Annotated in this window: 4 protein-coding genes; 3 read left to right on the forward strand and 1 reads right to left on the reverse strand. The window is 72.5% G+C overall.

Translation table 11 applies throughout. The features are described from left to right. On the forward strand, positions 1–760 hold a 760-nt coding region (locus tag ACZJYS_RS23830), incomplete at its 5' end, for an MFS transporter (RefSeq protein WP_493180574.1). A gap of 185 nt (positions 761–945) precedes the next feature. Here ACZJYS_RS23830 and ACZJYS_RS23835 read toward each other — a convergent pair. Further along, the gene (locus ACZJYS_RS23835; RefSeq protein ID WP_245906167.1) at positions 946–1488 is read right to left on the reverse strand and encodes an outer membrane protein assembly factor BamE; all 543 of its coding nucleotides are present in this window, start codon (positions 1486–1488) and stop codon (positions 946–948) included. Between the two features lie 193 nt (positions 1489–1681). Here ACZJYS_RS23835 and ACZJYS_RS23840 point away from each other — a divergent pair, with 193 nt between their 5' ends. Together ACZJYS_RS23840 and ACZJYS_RS23845 are read left to right on the forward strand one after the other, a co-directional pair. Next, complete coding sequence (locus tag ACZJYS_RS23840) at positions 1682–2239, forward strand: ubiquinol-cytochrome C chaperone family protein (protein ID WP_493180575.1); 558 nt, start codon at positions 1682–1684, stop codon at positions 2237–2239. 14 nt (positions 2240–2253) lie between these two features. Further along, a complete protein-coding gene (locus tag ACZJYS_RS23845; protein WP_493180576.1) occupies positions 2254–2775 on the forward strand; it encodes a YceD family protein in 522 nt (173 codons plus the stop codon). Positions 2776–2861: the final 86 nt, after the last annotated feature.

Below are 2861 nucleotides of genomic sequence, written 5' to 3' on the forward strand. Positions count from 1 at the left end.
GGTGATGGCGGGCGGCGTGCTCTCCGCCATCTTCGGGCCGGAACTGGTGAAGCACAGCCGCGACATGCTGGCGCCCTTCCTGTTCCTCGGCACCTACCTGATCCTGGCGCTGCTGCCGCTGGTCTGCCTGGCGCTGCTCTCCCGCGCGAAGCTGCCGCCGGCCCCGCCGCGGCCCAAGGTGGCGACGCCGATCGGCGAGATCCTGGCCCGCCCGGCCTTCCTCACCGCCGCCATCACCGGCGCGGTGGCCTATGGCACGATGAACCTGGTGATGACCTCGACGCCGCTGGAGATGATGCTCTGCGGCTTCGGCGTCGGTGCCAGCGCCACGGTCATCCAGCTGCACGCCGTCTCGATGTTCGCGCCCGGATTCGTCACGGGGCGGCTGATCGCCCGCTTCGGCGTGCGGCGGATCATCGCGGCGGGGGCGCTGCTGAACCTGTTCTGCGTCGCCGTGGCGCTGTCGGGGCGGGAGTTCGGCCATTTCAGCGTGGCGCTGATGCTGCTGGGGCTGGGCTGGAACTTCATGTTCGTCGGCGCCACCAGCCTGCTGGCCGAGGCGCACCGGCCGGAGGAGCGGGTGCGTGCCCAGGCGGCCAACGACTTCATCGTCTTCGGCACGGTGGCGTGCACCGCCTTCGCCTCCGGCGCCATCCATGCCCAGGCGGGCTGGATGGTGCTGAACCTGGCGCTGCTGCCCGCCGTCGGCCTGGCGCTGCTGCTGGTGCTGCTGCAGGCCCGCCGCCCGAGCGCCGCCTGAGCAGGCGGCCGGCGGCGCAAAAAAAGCCCGGGAGGCTTCCCGGGCTTTTTTCATGCCATGGCGGCGGGGAAGGGGGAGGGCCTAGAGCAGATCGCGAGCAGGCTGCTTCCCCTGATCGCGTGAAGATGCTCGCGAAAACAATGAGCTAGAGCCTTTTCCGTGAGCCAGTACGAACGGAAAAGGCTCTAGCGCCCCGGCCCGCCGCCCGGCGCCGTCTCCGAGCCGAGGCCACCGGCGCCGACGCGCCCGATATTGCCGAACAGCGCCTGCAGCACCGTGCGCTCCGTGCCCGGCACGGGGGTGGTGCGGCCCACCATGTCCACGCTGCGCATGTCGTCCTGGCCCACCTCGCGGATGTCGCGCAGCGTGCCGCCCTCGTCGAAGCGCATGGCGATGACGCGGCGGTCCTCGACGGTGAAGTGGCTGGCCGGGCGCATCCGCGTCACCGAGCTGATGTAGTACCACATGTTCCGGTCGAAGGTGCCGGTGGCGGTGGGGGAGCCGAGCAGGGCCTGCACATCGGCCTGGGTCTGCACGCCCGGGGTGAGCTGCGCCAGCAGCTCCGGGTCGGCGCGGTTGCCGCGCTGCACCGGCGGCGCCTCGAAGACCGAGCAGCCGGCGGCGGGCAGGGCCAGGATGAGCGCGAGCAGCGCGGCGCGGGCCTTGCCGGCCGGCCGCGGGCGGAACATGCTGCGGGTGGTGTCGCTGCTGGTCACGTCGCTGTTCACGGGGCGCCCCAATTCCTCTCGGCCTTCGCCCCGCGCGGCACCCGCCGGCGGGCCGGTCGGATTGACCAATGCGGGGTTGCGGTCCATCTGCACGGTCGATTGCCACCGCCCCGCATCGGGGTCAACCGGCCTGTGCCGCCCGGGGAACCGACCCGGGGTTTCGCCCAGGGTTTCGAAGGAGCCTGTCCCGACCATGGCCTTGTTCGGCCTGTTCCGCCGCAAGCCGCATGAGCGGCAGGGATTCGAGCTGTACGGCGCCGCCGTGCGGGCGGCGCGCCACCCCGTCTTCTTCGCGCATTATGGCGTGCCGGACACGCTGGATGGGCGCTTCGACCTGATCGGCCTGCAGGTGGCGCTGCTGATCCGCCGCCTGCACCGCGACGCCGACCGGCGTGGCGCCGTGCTGGCCCAGGCGGTGTTCGACGCCATGTTCGCCGACATGGATTTCAACCTGCGCGAGATGGGGGTGGGCGACATGTCCATCGCCAAGCGGGTGAAGAACATGTGGGAGGCCTTCCACGGCCGCGCCCGCGCCTATGAGGCGCCGCTGGAGGCGCGCGACGCGGCGGCGCTGGCCGCCGCCCTGGCGCGCAACGTTTGGCGTGGCGCGGTGGCGGAGGACGCGCCGGCGCCGCGCGCGCTGGCCGCCCTGGCCCTGGCCACCGACGACGCCCTGGCCGCGCAGGGGCTGGATGCCCTGCTGCGGGGCCAGGTCACCTTCCCCCCGCCCCGGGACGAGATCCCGCAGTGAACGCAGGAGGCCGCATGACCGACCAGCCCCTGGAATTCTCCCGCACCCTGCCCTGGGTCGCGGTCGGCCCCGAAGGGCGCCGCCAGACCGTGCGTGCCACCGAGGCGGAGTGCGCCGCGCTGGCGCGCCGCTTCGGCATCCCCGCCGTCAACGCGCTTGGCGCCGAGCTGGAGCTGCGGGTGGAGGGTGGTGGCGCCATCCGCGCGCGGGGGCGGCTGCGGGCCTCCGTGGTGCAATCCTGCGTCGTCACGCTGGAGCCGGTGACGCAGGCGCTGGATGAGGCGGTGGATTTGCGCTTCCTGCCCTCCGGCAAGGAGCCGTCGGACGAGGACCCGGACGGGCCGGACGAGATTCCCACCGAGCGCGGCGTTATGGAACTGGGCGAGGCGCTGGCGGAGCAGCTCTCCCTGGCGCTCGACCCCTATCCGCGTGCCCCGGGCGCCACCCTGCCGGCCCTGGATGCGGCGGAGGAGGCGGATGAGCCGGCGCCGCAGCGGCCCAACCCCTTCGCCGTGCTCAAGGGCGGCAAGCCTTGAGCGTGGCGCGAGAGGGTTGCGTTTCAACCCTCTCGAAGCCTGCGTAACAACGGCGTATCAAGACTGGCGGCGGCATTGGCCCGCCT

The organism is Roseomonas sp. TS2 (assembly GCF_058833935.1).

Coding starts and splice junctions, on each gene's coding strand:
- ACZJYS_RS23840 (WP_493180575.1), top strand. CDS start 1,682: ATGGCCTTGTTCGGCCTGTTCCGCCGCAAGCCGCATGAGCGGCAGGGA.
- ACZJYS_RS23845 (WP_493180576.1), top strand. CDS start 2,254: ATGACCGACCAGCCCCTGGAATTCTCCCGCACCCTGCCCTGGGTCGCG.